The organism is Xanthomonas protegens (assembly GCF_038442435.1).
GTDB classification, from domain to species: domain Bacteria; phylum Pseudomonadota; class Gammaproteobacteria; order Xanthomonadales; family Xanthomonadaceae; genus Xanthomonas_A; species Xanthomonas_A sontii.
This window is the reverse complement of record NZ_JAQJCQ010000006.1, coordinates 139,800-155,092: the sequence shown is the minus strand read 5'-3', so window position 1 is coordinate 155,092 and position 15,293 is coordinate 139,800. Positions and strand designations below refer to the sequence as shown.

Here is a 15,293-nt window from a genome sequence, read left to right as displayed (position 1 = left end):
CCCGCCATGCCGGCCGCACATCCATTCCGCTCCAGCGCCGCACAGACCACCCGCGCCCTGCTCGAATTGCGCGAGCTGATCCTGGCCGGCGAGCTGGCCGCCGGCGAACGCCTGTCGGAAGTCGCGCTGGTGGAGCGCCTGGGCGCCTCGCGCACGCCAGTGCGCGCCGCCCTGCAGCGGCTCGCCGAGGAAGGCCTGGTGCAGCCGTTGCGTGGCGGCGGCTACGCGGTGCAGGCGTTCGACGAGCGCGACGTGGACGACGCCATCGAACTGCGCGGCACCCTGGAAGGCCTGGCCGCGCGCCGCGCCGCCGAACGCGGCGCCGATCCGGCACTGCTGGAACAGGCGCAGGCGCTGCTGGCGCGGATCGACGCGGTGCTGGCGACGCGACCGTTGAGCGAGGAGGCCTTCGCCCACTACGTCGACGGCAACGCGCAACTGCACGCGCTGCTGTTCGAGATGGCCGGCAGCGCGCTGCTGTCGCGCGAGTTCGCGCGGGTGGCGCAGTTGCCGTTCGCCTCGCCGAGCAGCTTCGTGCTCGAACGCGGCCAGGCCGCCACCGTGCTGTCGATCGCCCAGGACCAGCACCGCCAGGTGCTGGACGCGATCGTGCGCCGCGAAGGCGCGCGCGCCGAAGCGCTGATGCGCGAGCACGCGCGGCTGGCGCAGCGCAACGCCCACCACGCCCTGCACGACCAGAACGCGCTGGGCCAGATCCCCGGCAGCCGCCTGCTGCGGCGCCGCCCACCCGCCTGATCGCGGCGCACAGACGCCCGTCTCCCCTTCCCGCCTGCCGGACCCCGCCATGCGCAAAGACACCCAGTGGACCACCGCCCGCGTCGTCGCCGTCGCCACGCCGTGCCAGGACGTGCGCGAGATCGTGCTCGATCCCGGTCGCGCCAGCCGCCCCTTCAGCGTGGGCAGCCACCTGGACGTGCGCGTGCGCATCGGCGAGGCCTGGCACGAGCGCTCCTACTCGCTGGTCGGCGAGCCCGCCGCCGATGGCCACTACCGCATCGCGGTGCGCGCGGTGCCCGGCAGCCGCGGCGGGTCGCGCGCGATGTGGACGCTGGCGCCAGGCGACCAACTGGACATTTCTTCGCCCAACAACCACTTCGCGCTGGACGAGACCGCCGAGCACATCGTGCTGGTCGCTGGCGGCATCGGCATCACCCCGATCCTGGGCATGGCGCAACGGCTGGCGCGCGGACGCATCCCGTTCCAGTTGCTCTACGCCGGCCGCAGCCGCGCCAGCATGGCCTACCTGGAGCATCTGCAGGACCTGCTTGGCGAGCGTCTGCAGTTGTTCTGCCCGGAACATCTGGGCCAGCTCGAGCTGGCCGCGCAGATCGCGCAGTGGCCGCGCAACGCCGACGTCTACGCCTGCGGCCCGCTGCCGCTGCTGGACGAACTGCGACAACGCTGGCGCGACGACGGCCGCGCCCGCGCGCGCCTGCACTTCGAGACCTTCGGCAACAGCGGCAACGCACCGGCACAGCCGTTCGTGGTGCAGGTGCCGGCGCTGGGCAAGACCGTGCAGGTCGCCGAGAACGAGTCGCTGCTGGATGCGCTGAGCGCGGCCGGCGTGGAAGTCATGGCCGACTGCCGCCGCGGCGAATGCGGCCTGTGTGTGGTCGAAGTGCTGGAGGCCGCCACGCCGCTGGACCACCGCGACGTGTTCCTCAGCGACGAGCAGCGCCACAGCAACCGCAAGCTGTGCGCCTGCGTCTCGCGCGCGCTCGGCGGCAGCCTCAGCATCGACACCGGCTACCGCGCCGACGCGTTCTGACGCGCACGCGCGGCGCCACCCAAGCGCACCGCAGGCGCCGTCCACCGCAGTGGGCGGCGCCTGCGGATGTTCAACATCATCCGTGCGGCATCACTTGGTCGCTGCGTCCCAGTGCTCCTGGATTTTGCCGTTCTGGATGCGGAACATGTCGAACCAGGTGGTGGTGTAGGTCTTGCTGGCGTCCTTGGGATCGGGCAGCGTGCGCACCGACACCAGGGTCACGTAGTCGCCCTCGGCCAGGATCGCCACCAGCGGCAACTGCACCCGCAGCTGGATCGGCGTCGGCTTGACGAAGGAGGTCAGGAACGCCAGGAACGCATCGCGGCCGTTGGCCACGTTCGGGTTGTGCTGGATGTAGTCCTTGGCCATGTACATCGGCGCATATTCGGTGTGCCCGGCTTCGAACACGATGCGCCAGAAATCGTAGACCAGGCGCTTGTTGGCGGTGGTGCGCCAGTCCTCGCCATGCAGCAGTTGCGCGTGGTTGGGATTGGCGGTGACCGCGGTCTGCGCGAACGCGGACGCGACCGGGAGCGCAAGCAGCAGCGCCAGCAGACAGGCCTGAAAACGGATCTTCATGGAAGACTCTCCGATGAGGGAACAGGGAAATGCGCCAAGACGCTGCGCTGCCGCGATGCGCGGCAACGTCGGCACCAGCGCGGCTGCAGCGTAGCAACGCGCCGTGCCTGCGCGACGCAGGAAACCGCGAAAAACACGCGGATTCAGCGGCTTTTTTCCTGGTCTGGGAGAATCGCCACAGTTACCTCGACCTCAGAAATGGCGCGGTCACCACGCACCTAAATGTGCGTATGCATGACACGGCGCGGCGATGCGTTGGCGGCCTGCATGATCAGTCATCGGCGCATCCTATCGATGTCATCGGCAGCGACGATCGATGGCGCTTCAACCGGGATGATCAGCCATTCGGCTGCTGAAACGCCGGAGAGCCGGGATTCCGGATTGGCCAAAGCGGAACCAGCGATCACCACGACGTACGTGAGAACGAAGACGCGGCTCGACGAATCCCAAATCCCGACTCCCAAATCCCGGCCCTAAACCGCCAACGGCAACCCCGCGTAATTCTCGGCGATGGTCGCGCGGCCGGCGGCGCTGCCGAGCAGGTAGTCCAGCTCCGCATCGTGCAGGCGTCGGCTGAAGGCGTCTTCGTCCGGGAAGCGATGCAGCATCGTGGTCATCCACCAGGAGAAGCGCTCGGCCTTCCACACGCGCTGCAGGGCCAGTTCCGAGTAACGCTGCAACGGCGCGTCGCTGCGCTCCTGCTGCGCCTGCGCGAACAGGTGCGCGAGCAGGCCGACGTCGCCGGCGGCCAGATTCAGGCCCTTGGCCCCGGTCGGCGGCACGATGTGTGCGGCATCGCCGGCCAGGAACAGGCGGCCGTACTGCATGGGCTCGGCGACGTAGCTGCGCAGCGGCGCGATGCTCTTCTCCAGCGACGGGCCGGTGACCAGCGCCTGCGCCACGTCGTCGGGCAGGCGCCGACGCAGCTCGTCCCAGAAGCGATCGTCCGACCAGTCCTCCACCCGCTCGTCCGCCGGCACCTGCACGTAGTAGCGGGTGCGGGTGGGAGAACGCATGCTGCACAGGGCGAAACCGCGCGCATTGCGCGCATAGATCAGTTCGTCGGCGACCGGCGGAGTATCCGCCAGCACGCCCAGCCAGCCGAACGGATAGATCCGCTCGTAGACGCGCAGCACCTCGGTCGGGATCGCGCGGCGGCTGACCCCGTGGAAGCCGTCACAACCGACCACATAGTCGCAATCCAGGCGCTGCGTGACACCATCCTGCACGAAGCTCAGCCACGGCTGCAGCCCGGCGATGTCGTGCAACTGCACATCCTCGACGGAATAGAGGGTGGCGGCGCCGGCGGCGCGGCGTGCGTCCATCAGGTCGCGGGTCACTTCGGTCTGGCCGTAGACGGTGACCGCACGACCACCGGTCGCCGCACTCAGTTCGATGCGTTCGCGGCGTTGCTCCAGCGCCAGTTCGAAGCCGTGGTGGACGATGCCTTCACGCTGCATGCGCGCACCGGCCCCGGCAGCGCACAGCAGGTCGGCGGTACCCTGCTCCAGCACGCCGGCGCGGATCCGCGACAGCACGTGTTCCGGCGTCTGCCGCTCGACGATGACGGTGTCGATGCCGTGGCCGTGCAGCAACTGCCCGAGCAGCAGTCCGGCCGGACCGGCGCCGACGATGGCGACCTGGGTACGCATACGTCCTCCGAAGAATGGGACAGACCCACAGTGTTCCGGTTGCGGTGTGCGGAGGACATGGATCATCGCGACCGATTCCGGTACTTTTCGCCGATGCCCCGCACTGCCTCCGCCGCTGTCGCATCGCCCGCCACGGTCCCGGCCTTTCGCCTGTACGGCGAGACCGGCGACCGCGGGACATCGGACCTGTTGCACTGGGAATCCATCGCTGCGCGCAGCCGCCTGCACGACTGGCATATCCGCCCGCACCGCCACGGCGATCTGCTGCAATTGCTGTATCTGCAACGCGGCAGCGCCGGTCTGCACTTGGACGGAACGCAGCAGCGCCTGCGCGGGCCATGCCTGCTGCTGTTGCCGCCGCTGTGCGTGCACGGCTTCCGCTTCCAGCGCAACGTTCGCGGCCATGTCGTGACCGTGTCGGCGCCGCTGCGGCAGCGCCTGGCGGCGCAATGGCCGAATCTGGACGAAGCGCTGGCAAGGCCGCTGTGCCTGCCCGCCGGCGACCAGCAAGCGATGCTGGACGCCTGCTTCGCCGCCATTGCCGCCGAACACACGCAACACCGCCCCGGCCGCGAGCCGATGCTGCAGGCGTTGGTGACACAAGCCTTGCTGTGGGCGGCGCGCGGCGCGCTGGCGGATGCCCATCGCGATCCGCACGATGCCGACCGCGGCGCGCGCCACGTGCGCGCCTACACCGCGTTGATCGACGCGCATTACCGCGAACACTGGCCGCTGGCGCGCTATGCCGACCGGCTCGGGCTGAGCCGCAGCCATCTCAACGCGCTGTGCCGGCGCCTGGCCGGCGCGTCAGCGCTGGAACTGCTGCAACGCCGGATCATGCTCGAAGCGCGGCGCAGCCTGGTCTACACCACTCTGACGGTGCAGCAGCTCGCGGAAGTCCTGGGCTATGCCGATGCGGCGTACTTCAGCCGCTGCTTCCGGCGGCATGCAGGGTGTTCGCCGATCCAGTTCCGGCAGCGGGCGCAGGGGTGACACGACCCGCAGCCAGTACGGAGATCGCGGTGCGGTCGCTCTACTGTGGGAGGGACTTCAGTCCCGACGCGGGATCGATGATCGACCAGTCCCGCTTCGTTCGTCGCGGCTGAAGCCGCTCCTACGACTGGCCTGCTCGTACGTCGTAGGAGCGGCTTCAGCCGCGACGAAGGCAGCGGCAATGGTGAACCATCGCAAAGGCGTCGGGACTGAAGTCCCTCCCACAATGCAGTGTCGGCGCCGGTGCCAGGGCCGACGCCGTATTGGCCGCGCGTAGCTCAACACGCACGCAACGGAACAATCATCTCTCCCGCAATCAATGCATCCACGAGCACAACTGGGCGCCACATCGGCGCACGGCGACTTGCACTCAGAACGGATACTGCGGCGCGCTGTCCTGGATCGTCACCCACTGCCAGTGCGTGTACTGGCCCCAGTCGGCCGGGCCGCCCATGCTGGTGCCGTTGCCGGAGGCACCGGTGCCACCGAAGGGGTTGGTCACTTCGTCGGCCACAGTCTGGTCGTTGATGTGCAGCAGGCCGGTGTGCAGGCGCTCGCCCAGCGCCATCGCGCGGCCGACCGAGGCCGACAGGATGCCGGCCGACAGGCCGTACTCGGTCTGGTTGGCCAGCGCCACCGCCTCGTCGTCGCTGTCGAACGCAATTACGTTGGCAACCGGGCCGAACACTTCCTCCTCGAACGCCGGCATGCCCGGCTGCACGTTCGACAGCACGGTGGCCGCATAGAACAGGCCGTCGTGGGTGCCGCCGGCCTCGATCACGGCGCCCGCCACCACCGACGCATCGACCACGTCCTTGACGTGCTGCAGCTGGCGCTGGTCGATGATCGGGCCGAGCGCCACGTGTGCGGTGGCCGGGTCGCCGACCGGCAGGTGCCGCGCCTTCTCGGCCAGGCGCCGGGTCAGCTCCGCGGCGATGCTGCGCTGGACCAGCACGCGGCCGGTGGCCATGCAGATCTGGCCCTGGTGGAAGTACGCACCGAAGGCGATCGCCGACACCGCCTTGTCCAGGTCGGCATCGTCGAGCACGATCAACGAGTTCTTGCCGCCCAGTTCCAGCGCGGTCTTCTTCAGGTGCTTGCCCGCCAGCTCGCCGATGCGGCGGCCGGCGGCAGTGGAACCAGTGAACGCGATCATCGGCACGCCCGGCGCCTCGACCAGCGCCTGGCCGGCGTCCGCACCGCCCGGCAACACGTGCAGCAGGCCCTTCGGCAGGCCGGCCTGCTGCAGCACTTCGGCGATGACGAAGCCGCCGGCGTACGGGGTACGCGGATCCGGCTTGAGCACCACCGCATTGCCGACCGCCAGCGCCGGCGCCACCGAGCGCAGCGACAGCACCAGCGGGAAATTGAACGGCGAGATCACCCCGACCACGCCCAGCGGCAGGCGCCGTGCCAGGCTCAGCCGGCCCGGCGCGGTCGGCAGCACCTGGCCCTGCGCCTGCAGCGGCATCGCCGCGGCCTGCTGCAGCAACACGATCGCCTCGCGCACCTCGTGCTCGCCCTTGGGCAGGATGCCGCCGGTCTCGCGTGCGATCAGCGCCGCGGCCGCCGCCGCATGCTGCTGCAATACCTGCGCGGCGCGATGGAACACGGCCGCGCGCTCGCGCGGCGGCGTGGCCGCCCAGGCGCGTTGCGCTTCGCGCGCCTGTGCCACCGCCGCGGCCACGTCGGCGGCATTGGCCTGGCCGACGCGGTGCAGCGGCGCGCCGCTGCCCGGTTCGATCACCTCGAGGACGCCGCCCTGGGCGGCGACCCACTCGCCGTTGAAGATGCGCTCGCTCCAGGTGGATGCGGCGGCCAGGGGTTCGGTGCTGTGCATGCTGTGTGCTCTCGTGGAAAGAGGAGGAAAGAGTCGTTCAGAGGGCGGTGGCGGCCAGGCCGCCGTCCACCGGCAGGTTGACGCCGTTGATCCAGCGCGCCGCATCGGAGGCGAGGAACACCACCGCTTCGGCGACCTCGTCGGCATAGGCCGGACGCTTCATCTTGCCGGCATCGGCCTGGACCCGCTCGGGCCCGAGCATGGTGACGAAATCGCCCAGGATCGGCGTGAACACCGGTCCGGGCGCGACGCTGTTGACCCGCACCGAATGCGCGGCGAACCAGTCGCGCGAGCGCAGCAGCGTCCACACGATCAGCGCTTCCTTGAAGTACTGATAGCAGGTCGCCTGCGGCACCGGATGCGCCGCCAGCCAGTCGCTGCCGGCGGCGTAGCCATCGGCGGCGGCCAGCTGCTTGTGCAGGTCCAGCCGCTGCGGCCACTCTGCGCCAAGGATGGAGGCGATGTTGATGATGCTGCCGCCGGGCACGATGCGCGGCAGCAACGCCTGGCTGAGGTGGCGCAGGCCCAGGTAGTTGACCTTGGCCACCACGTCCACCGGCGCGGTGCCGGGCACGCCTGCGATGTTGGCCAGCGCGTCGATGCGCTCGGGCAGCTGCGCCACCAGCGCGTCGATCGCCGCCGGGTCGCCCAGATCGGCCTGGTGGAAGCCGTGCAGGGTCATGTTGACCGGCTGGCGGTCGATGCCGATCACGGTGGCGCCGTGGAAGCGCGCCAGGCGCGCGACCTCGGCGCCGATGCCGGAGGCCACGCCAGTGACGAGGATGGTCTTGTTGTGCAGGTTCATGGCAGCGCGTGTCCGTTGCGAGGTTGGTCAGAAGACGTGGATGTATTGCAGGTTGACGTTGTGGCCGGAGGGCGCGTTCTTGACCTCCACCGGCATGTAGAAGTTGGCGTTGAAGATGTTCTTCTGGTCGATCCGCCACGACAGGCCGGGGCCCAGGTAGAACTGGGTCTGCTTGCTGTCGGCGACGCGTTCGCCATTGGTGCGGTTGTCGCGCAACTGCTTGAGGTAGTAGCCGTTGATGCCCAGGTGCAGGTCCTTGACCACTTCCAGCGAGCTGGCGAAGTTGAGCCACGCCGCGTCGCCGGCCTGGCCGTTGCGGAACACGAAGCCATCGCCCTGCGGCACGTTGGAAGCCTTGTCGGCGCGGAAGTTGTAAATGTAGTTAAGCCGTCCGCTGATTTCCCAGCGCGGCGTCGGCAGGATGCTGAAGGCCCAGCTCGGCAGCACCGACCAGTAGCCCGCGCCCTGGTTGACGTCGCGGTTGCGGTCGAACTTGCCGATCGGCGCCAGCACATCCAGTTCGAAGCGCTGCGAGAACACCGGGCGGCCATTGCGGATCACCGGCGCCATCTGCAGGTAGGGGCCGATGGTCAGGTCGCCCAGGCCGGCGCCGTTGTCGCGCAGCGCCACCGGGCTGTCGTACGCGAACGACGTATCCAGGTCGACCAGCGCCGCCAGCGCGGTGATGCCGAGGGAGCCGCCGAACAGCTTGTAGTCGCTGAGGTAGGCGACCTGGGTGACCCACACTGAGGAGCCGATGTGCGGATCGCGGAAGACGGGTACATCGTCGCCGTGCGCGTCCTTGATCGCGTCGAAGTCGTAGCGGCGCAGGTACTGGATCGCGGTCCAGCCCGGATCGGGTTTGCTGAAGCCGTCGAAGAAACTGGTGCCGCCGGTATTGATGCCGGTCGGCAGGGTGGCGCTCTGCGGCACCGATTGCGCGGCCGCCGGGGCGACCCAGGCGATGGCCAGCACGGCGAGCAGAGACAGGCGCGCACGGGCACGCGGCGACGAGGGGACACGGGGGCGAACACGCTTCACGGGCAGGCACTCCAAGCGAAAGGGGAACGGCGGGGTGCGGGGGGACAGGAACGCGAACACGCGTCGCGCGCAGGGCGCGACCACGCGGCGACGCACGCCGTCAGCGGGACGCTGGCGGCGGGTCGGGAATCAGCGGGAAAGAGGGGCGGACGGCAAGAATCAGCCGCGCCGCCGCGGGCCGCTACAGGCGGTCGAGCGCGTCCAGCCGGTCCAGCGCCTGCAGCAGCGCGCGCGCCGACGTCGCGCCGAGCGCGGTGCCGAGCTGCTGCTCCATGCGCACCACTTCGGCTTCGGCCTGCGCCAGCAGCGCCGTGCCGGCGGCAGTCAGATGCAGGTGCTGCATGCGCCGGTCCTGGCGCCCGCGCACCTGCCGCAGCAGTTTGCGCTTGACCAGGCGCGCGACCACGATCGCCAGGTTCGGCGGCGACACACTCAACACCTCGCCCAGCTGGCGCTGGTTGATGCCCGGATTGGCGTCCACCAGCACCAGCAGCGAATACTCCACCGGCTTCAGCTCGAAGGCGCGCACGCAGTCCTGGAACAGGCGCCGCACCTGCAGTTCGGTGCGGGTGATGCGGTAGCCGATCAGGCTGGTCAGGCGCCGCTGATCCACGCTGTCCGCCGTGTGCGGATCGGCGGGCAACGCGCTGCTGGACATCTCGGGACTCGGTTTCGAACTCACTGCGCTTCCTGCATGGGGCATCCTGCGACCAGGTCACGGCGGATGCGCACGCATCCATCGGCGCCGGCCGGCAGCGCCGTCGCAGCTGCATTGTAGGGGCATGGCCGCGCATGGTCACAACGCAGCGTCCACGCGCCGCAGCAGCGCCCGGTACGGCGCGGCCGCCGTCCACAGGCAGAGCGCGCCGAGGAGTGCGGCGCCCATGCACACCACGCCCAGCGACAGGCCGACCTGGCGCTCGTCGGCGAGTACGTGGTCGGTGCCCAGCGCCACCAGGTAGGGCCCCAGGCCCAGCCCGATCAGGTTGACCAGCAGCAGGTAGATCGAGGTGACCTGGCCGCGCAGGCGATTGGGGGTGACCGCCTGCAGGATCGCCGGCGCCAGCGCCACCGGCATGCCCAGCACGAACGTGGTCAGCGCGATCGCCGCCAGCGCCGGCCACGGCCCCGGCGCGACTGCGAACAGGGCGCTGCTGATCACCAGCAGCACGGCCCCGACCAGCGAGATCTTCAGCGCCGCGTCGCGGCTGCCGCGCGCGGCCAGGCGGTCGGCGAGAAAGCCGCTGAACAGCATGCCGGCGATGCCGAAGGTGAGGATGATGATGCCGTAGGCCGGGCCGATCTCGCCCGGGGTCCACTGCCAGCGGCGGATGAAGGTGGCCGGCAGCCATGCGGTGATGCCGAAGGTGATCATCGCGATCACGCCGTTGGCCAGGAACAGCGCCACGTACACCCGCGCGTTGTCGCGCAGGTGGCTCAGGTCCGGGCGCACGCTCGGCGCCGCGGCGGCCTGCTCGCGCCGCGCCGGCTCGCGCACCGTGGCCATCAGCGCGATCACCGCCAGCCCGGGCAGCGCGACCAGGATGAAGGCCGCCTGCCAGGGCCGGAAGCTGCCCAGCAGCGGCAGCACCACCGTGCTCTCCTTGCTGGTCGCCGCGATCACCAGGCCGCCGACGATAAACGCCGCTGCCGAGCCGATGTAGACGCCGGAGGTGTACACGCTCATCACCCGCGCGCGCTTTTCCGGCGGAAAGTAGTCGGCCAGCATCGAGTACGCCGCCGGCGACAGCGAGGCCTCGCCGACGCCGACGAACACCCGCGCCATGAACAGGGTGAAGAAGCTGGTGACGTAGGCGCCGGCCGCGGTCGCCGCGATCCACACCACCACGCCGAGCACGATCAGGTTGCGTCGGTTGCGGCGATCGGCGACGCGGCCGAGCATCACCCCGATCAGCGTGTAGAACACCGCGAAGGCGAAGCCGTGGACCAGGCTGAAGGCCGAGTCGGACAACTGCAGGTCGCGCTTGATCGGCTGCACCAACAGCCCGAGGATCTGCCGGTCGACGAAGGACAGCGTGTAGGCCAGCAACAGCACGATGGTGACGTACCACGCGTACAGCGGGCGGTACGGCGCGGACGATGGCAGCGGATCGCGCATGGAAAGGCTCCGGCTCAGAAGCGCAGGGTCAGGAAGGGGGCGATGTAGAAGTAGTCGCGGCCGCGCACCGCGCCCTCGCGCAGGAACGGCCCGGCCTGGGTGTAGTGGGCGTACACGTCCAGGCTGGCGAAGGCGTTGAAGCGGTACTTCACCCACAGCACCGAGCGCGTGCCGATGTCGCGCGCATCGTTGGCGTCGCCTGGCTGCAGCACCCGCCAGCCGGCCGCGTACACGCCGTCGTGCAGGCTCTGCCGCTGCAGCTTGAGCACGTACATGTCGATCCACAGCCGCTCGCTGGGACGCAGCACCAGTTCCGGACCGATGGCGCGCACGTTGCTGCTGATCATGCTGCCGTCGAACACCGAGGCGCGCGCGTACAGGCCGTTGAAGGTGTTCAGTTCGCTATCGCGCGGATCGCGGTCGCCGGACGAGACCTCCATGCGCCAGCCCAGGCGCGGCGTCCACGTCGTCGTGGCGAAGGTGTAGCCGCCGAACAGCGTGCCCTGCCAGGCGCGCACGCGCTGGCCGGCGAAATGGCCGCGCTGGCCGATCAGTTCCAGGTCGTAGTCCCAGCCCTGCAACGCGCCGCTCAGGCGCGTGGACAAGGTGTGCCGATGCTCCTCGCCGACCACGCCGCCATAGCGGCGCCCGTCCTGCACAGTGTCCAGGTACAGCGTCTCCAGCAGCGCCGCCTTCGGCTGGCTGGGCGACAGCGGCACTTCGGCGTGCGCGCCCCACAGGCGCTGTTCGCGGTTGGCGCGGTCGTCGAAACTGCCGATGCGGGTCAGCACCGGGCGCCCCCACAGCAGCCCGCCGCTCCAGCGAGGCTGCCGGGTCAGCAGCCGCACCGCATCGAACGGCATGCGCGAATTGGCCGGGTCGCGCGGGTCGAGCAGGCGCTGCCAGGCGTAGGCGATCTGCTGGCGGCCGGCGCGCAGGCGCCACGCCGGCTCCTTCTGCCCGTCGGACAGTTCGACGAAGCCCTGCGCCAGGTCCAGCGGATTGCGGTCGGTGGCCTGCACCGGCCGCGTCTGCAGGCCGGCGACGCGGCTGTCGGCCAGTTCGCCGAACAGGCGCACATGGGCCGATGGCCGGTAGTCGGCCCACAGCCGCAGGCGCTGCTGCGCGTAGCCGTGCGGATCGGTGGCGAAGCGGCCGAAGCCGGCGTGCTCGCGGTAGTCGTACAGCGTGCGGCTCTCGCCGCCGAGGCTGAGCCAGCCATCGCCGAGCGGGAGGTACTTCCACTTCTCCCAGCCCTGGCGCGGGCGCTCGGCCAGCGCCGAATAGTCTTCCTGATCGGCCAGCAGCTTGCCCTGCGGGCCGTTGGTTTCGGCATCGGCCTGGCCACAGCCGACGCTGCACAGAATGGCCAGGCACACGGTACGGGGCGCACGGCGTGCGCGCGCAAGAGGCACAGTCATCGATTCCCTCCCAAGTCTCGAAGCCAGTGGTGCGAAGAAGCGCGATCCGGCTATCCGGTGGCGCGGTCGGGCGGTCCGGTCATGACGGCGGCGCCGCGACCGCGCCCGGCGCGGTACCGGCATACAGCTGCTCGACCAACGCCGCGCGCGCGCGCAGCACGTTGCGCTGGTTGATCGAACCCTTGTCGGTGATTTCGCCCGCCTCCAGGTTCGGCGGCTGCTCCAGCCACGCCGCGCGCGCGACATGGCTGGCGCTGCCGGTGGCGCTGCGGTTGAGCGTGTCGAGCAGGCGCTGCAGCCAGGCGCGCACCGGCGGCGCCTGCAGCACCTGCGCCGTCTCGGCCTGCGCCGGCAGCCCGGACAGCGCCTGCAGCGCGTCGAGCCGCGGGAACAGCAGCAGGCCGATGGCGTCGCGGTCGGCGCCGGTGACCACCACGTCCTGCACGTACGCGGCGCCTTCCATCAGCACCCGCGTGCGCAGCGGACCGACGCTGACGAACACGCCGGAAGACAGCTTGAAGTCCTCGGCCAGGCGTCCGTCGAACAGCAGGCCGCGCTCAGGATGCTGCGGATCGATCGGCTTGAGCGCGTCGCCGGAGCGGTAGAAGCCTTCCTCGTCGAAGGCCTCGGCGGTCTGCTGCGGCGCGTTCCAGTAGCCCGGCATCACATGCGGCCCGCGGAAGCGCGCCTCCAGCTTGTCGCCGACCGGCACCAGCTTGACCTCGCAGCCCGGCGCCGGCACGCCGACGTCGCCGGGCGTATTGCTGGTGCCGTGGGTGAAGGTGCACGACGGCGCGCACTCGGTCATGCCGAGGCCGGCGAGCATGCGGATGCGCTCGCCGCAGTGCGCCTCGGCGATGCGTTCTAGGCGGTCCCAGACTTCCTGCGACAGCGCCGCGGCGGCGAAGAAGAACATGCGCATGCGCGACAGGAAGGTCTCGCGCAGCGCCGCATCCTGTTCCAGCGCCTGCGCCAGTTGTTCCCAGCCACGCGGCACGCTCAGATACACGGTGGGCGCGATCTCGCGCAGGTTGCGCAAGGTCTGCTCGAACAGCGCCGGGGTCGGCTTGCCGTCGTCGAGGTAGAAGCTGCCGCCGTTGTACAGGGCGATGCCGATGTTGTGGCTGCCGCCGAAGGTGTGGTTCCACGGCAGCCAGTCGACCAGCACCGGCGTCTGCCCGAGCACCGGAAAGGTCTGCAGCAGCATCTGCTGGTTCGCGCACAGCATGCGCTGGGTGGTGATCACCGCCTTGGGCAGCAGGGTGGAGCCGGAGGTGAACAGGAACTTGGCGATGCTGTCGGGGCCGCAGGCGGCGAAGGCGGCATCGGCGGCCTCCAGCGCGCGCGGCACCAGCAGATCCTCGAAACGCAGGCAGGCACGATCGCCCACGGTGCCGCGCACGCACACCGCCGGGACATCGGTGGGGAACACCGCTGCGATCGCCGGGGCGAACGCAGCGGCGTCGCTGGCGAACAGCAGGCCTGGGCGCAGCACCTCGGCCACATGCCGCAGCTTGGCGAAATCGCGCGACAGCAACGCATAGCCCGGCGACACCGGGCAGTACGGGATGCCGGCGTACATCGCCGCGAACGCGAGCTGCAGGTGCTCCAGATCGTTGCCGGACAGGATCGCCAGCGGCCGTTGCGCCGACAGGCCCATGTCCAGCAGATGCGCGGCGATGCGGCGGGTGCGCTCGAGCATCTGCGCGTAGCTCAGGCGCCGCCACTGCCCGGCGTCGTCGCGCTGCGCCACGAAGGTGGCATCGGGGGTGTGCAGCGCCCAGTGCTGCAGGCGCTGCAGCAGATGCCTGGGCAGCGGCGCCAGCGGTTCGCGCGCGCGCAGGCGCAGCACGCCGTCGGCATCGCGGTGGACCTCGGTATCCGCGTGGCTCAGTCCGACAGGACGGTAGCGCGCGGCGGTGGCAACGGACTCAGCGGCATTCATCGGAACCATCCGGGGGAGAGAGACGGCACGGCGTGCGGCAACGCCGCCGCGGCCCCCGCGGGGCCGCAGGCGACGCGACGGGTCAGCGCTTGTAGGTCTGCAGACCGGGCTTGATGGTTTTGTCGTCCAGGAATTGCTTCAGGCCCTGTTGCCGGCCTTTCTCGGGATCGCGGTGATTGGACTGGTCGACCTTGGCGTACAGGTAGTCCTCGTTCTGCTCCCAGGTCAGCTCGCGGCAGCGCTTGAAGCCGTGCTTGGCGAAGCGCAGCACCACCGGGTTCTTCTGCTGCAGTTCCTGCGCCAGCTTGGTCACCTCCTCACGCAACTGCGCGCGCGGCACGCTGGCGTTGACCAGCCCCATCTGCGCCGCCTCGGTGCCGGTGAAGGTGCGCCCGGTCATGATGTAGAGCATGGCGTTGCGGTGGCCCATGGTGTCGGCGACCGCCTTGCTGACCAGGTTGCCCGGGGGAATGCCCCAGTTGATCTCCGACAACCCGAACACCGCTTCGTCGGCAGCGATGGCCAGGTCGCAGGCGACCAGCGGCGAGAACGCGCCGCCGAAGCACCAGCCGTTGACCGCGGCGATGGTCGGCTTGCTGTAGAAGCGCAGCAGGCGCCACTGCCACTGCGAGCAGTCGCGGCGCATGCGCTCCTGCACGATCTCTTCCTTGCCGTCGGTCTCACGGAAGTATTCCTTCAGGTCCATGCCGGCCGACCAGGATTCGCCGGCGCCGGTCAGCACCAGCACCTCGGCGCTGCTGTCCAGTTCCAGCGTCTCCAGCACGTCGATCATTTCGCGATTGAGGGTGGGACTCATCGCGTTGCGCTTGTCCGGCCGGTTCAGGGTGACCCAGGCGATGCCTGCGTCGATCTCGACCTGGACGGTCTGCCAGCGGTCTTGGTAGCTGCTCATGGATAGGCCTGCATGGGGAGGGGGGAGGAGCGGGATCACTTAGGACTGATAATAGTTATAGATCATCATTATTTCGGCGCAAGCTGCAGTGCAGCATGGCCGGCAGGCATGACGGACAGACGTCGGGCACCGCCGGACCGGCCTGCAAACAAAGGGCCACGCGGCGCCGAGGGCGGGCGATTCCAGCGCCATGCCG

The 15,293-nt window shown here is 69.8% G+C and carries 14 protein-coding genes; 4 read left to right on the top strand and 10 right to left on the bottom strand.

Going from position 1 to position 15,293, the window contains the following annotated elements:
• Window positions 1–6 precede the first annotated feature (6 nt).
• On the top strand, window positions 7–756 hold the full coding sequence (locus PIQ37_RS09230) for a GntR family transcriptional regulator (RefSeq protein ID WP_342073230.1): 750 nt from the start codon (window positions 7–9) through the stop codon (window positions 754–756).
• 49 nt (window positions 757–805) lie between these two features.
• Window positions 806–1,789, top strand: coding sequence for a PDR/VanB family oxidoreductase (locus tag PIQ37_RS09225; protein ID WP_342073229.1), 984 nt, complete (start codon window positions 806–808; stop codon window positions 1,787–1,789).
• 90 nt (window positions 1,790–1,879) lie between these two features.
• On the opposite strand, the gene PIQ37_RS09220 is transcribed toward PIQ37_RS09225, so the two are convergent.
• Complete coding sequence (locus PIQ37_RS09220; protein WP_342073228.1) at window positions 1,880–2,368, bottom strand: nuclear transport factor 2 family protein; 489 nt, start codon at window positions 2,366–2,368, stop codon at window positions 1,880–1,882.
• Between the two features lie 29 nt (window positions 2,369–2,397).
• Between PIQ37_RS09220 and PIQ37_RS09215 the strand changes: the two genes are divergently transcribed.
• Window positions 2,398–2,724, top strand: coding sequence for a hypothetical protein (locus PIQ37_RS09215; protein WP_342073227.1), 327 nt, complete (start codon window positions 2,398–2,400; stop codon window positions 2,722–2,724).
• Between the two features lie 117 nt (window positions 2,725–2,841).
• On the opposite strand, the gene pobA is transcribed toward PIQ37_RS09215, so the two are convergent.
• Window positions 2,842–4,020 carry a 4-hydroxybenzoate 3-monooxygenase gene (pobA, locus tag PIQ37_RS09210; protein WP_342073226.1) on the bottom strand — a complete coding sequence of 393 codons (1,179 nt, stop codon included), beginning with the start codon at window positions 4,018–4,020 and terminating at the stop codon, window positions 2,842–2,844.
• Window positions 4,021–4,113: 93 nt separating this feature from the next.
• Here pobA and PIQ37_RS09205 point away from each other — a divergent pair, with 93 nt between their 5' ends.
• Window positions 4,114–5,013 carry a helix-turn-helix domain-containing protein gene (locus PIQ37_RS09205; protein WP_017916016.1) on the top strand — a complete coding sequence of 300 codons (900 nt, stop codon included), beginning with the start codon at window positions 4,114–4,116 and terminating at the stop codon, window positions 5,011–5,013.
• A gap of 370 nt (window positions 5,014–5,383) precedes the next feature.
• On the opposite strand, the gene PIQ37_RS09200 is transcribed toward PIQ37_RS09205, so the two are convergent.
• The 8 genes from PIQ37_RS09200 to PIQ37_RS09165 form a co-directional block, all read right to left on the bottom strand.
• Window positions 5,384–6,853, bottom strand: coding sequence for a benzaldehyde dehydrogenase (locus PIQ37_RS09200; protein ID WP_342073225.1), 1,470 nt, complete (start codon window positions 6,851–6,853; stop codon window positions 5,384–5,386).
• Window positions 6,854–6,890: 37 nt separating this feature from the next.
• Window positions 6,891–7,658, bottom strand: coding sequence for a coniferyl-alcohol dehydrogenase (locus PIQ37_RS09195; RefSeq protein WP_342073224.1), 768 nt, complete (start codon window positions 7,656–7,658; stop codon window positions 6,891–6,893).
• A 27-nt stretch (window positions 7,659–7,685) separates the two neighbouring features.
• Window positions 7,686–8,699, bottom strand: a complete 1,014-nt coding sequence (locus PIQ37_RS09190; protein ID WP_407136565.1) for a SphA family protein — start codon at window positions 8,697–8,699, stop codon at window positions 7,686–7,688.
• A 181-nt stretch (window positions 8,700–8,880) separates the two neighbouring features.
• Window positions 8,881–9,357, bottom strand: a complete 477-nt coding sequence (locus PIQ37_RS09185; RefSeq protein WP_342073294.1) for a MarR family winged helix-turn-helix transcriptional regulator — start codon at window positions 9,355–9,357, stop codon at window positions 8,881–8,883.
• A 138-nt stretch (window positions 9,358–9,495) separates the two neighbouring features.
• On the bottom strand, window positions 9,496–10,818 hold the full coding sequence (locus PIQ37_RS09180) for a spinster family MFS transporter (RefSeq protein ID WP_342073223.1): 1,323 nt from the start codon (window positions 10,816–10,818) through the stop codon (window positions 9,496–9,498).
• Window positions 10,819–10,832: 14 nt separating this feature from the next.
• Window positions 10,833–12,239, bottom strand: coding sequence for an alginate export family protein (locus tag PIQ37_RS09175; protein WP_342073222.1), 1,407 nt, complete (start codon window positions 12,237–12,239; stop codon window positions 10,833–10,835).
• A 79-nt stretch (window positions 12,240–12,318) separates the two neighbouring features.
• Window positions 12,319–14,184 (bottom strand): feruloyl-CoA synthase, encoded by a 1,866-nt coding sequence (locus tag PIQ37_RS09170; protein ID WP_342073221.1) that lies wholly within the window; start codon window positions 14,182–14,184, stop codon window positions 12,319–12,321.
• Window positions 14,185–14,266: 82 nt separating this feature from the next.
• Window positions 14,267–15,097: a p-hydroxycinnamoyl CoA hydratase/lyase gene (locus tag PIQ37_RS09165; protein ID WP_017908079.1), complete on the bottom strand. Its 831-nt coding sequence runs from the start codon at window positions 15,095–15,097 to the stop codon at window positions 14,267–14,269.
• Window positions 15,098–15,293 lie beyond the last annotated feature (196 nt).